At 58.8% G+C, this 279-nt stretch carries 1 protein-coding gene; it reads right to left on the reverse strand.

Translation table 11 applies throughout. The annotated features are described in order from the left end of the window. Positions 1-18: 18 nt before the first annotated feature. Positions 19-279: phage tail tape measure protein (locus E2L08_RS16885; protein ID WP_133398237.1), on the reverse strand; the 261-nt coding region annotated here is incomplete at its 5' end.

Below are 279 nucleotides of genomic sequence, written 5' to 3' on the forward strand. Positions count from 1 at the left end.
CCACATCCATACCGGGTTTCACTTTCCAGCGGAAGGTCTCCATCGTCCACCTCCGGAGAACAGGCCACCATCACGCATCTGTGTCTGAATTTCATCACGGGCACCCTTGCGGGCCATGTCATACACCGCCTTCAGAGCAGCCGGACCTATCTGCCCGTTCGTGCCGTCGTTGTTAATAACCACATGGTTATTCTGCTCAAACGTCCCGGACGCCTGCGACCGGCTGTCTGCCATGCTGCCCGGTGTACCGACATAACCGCCGGTGGCATAGCCGCGCAT

The organism is Palleronia sediminis (assembly GCF_004358695.1).
GTDB lineage: Bacteria > Pseudomonadota > Alphaproteobacteria > Rhodobacterales > Rhodobacteraceae > Palleronia > Palleronia sediminis.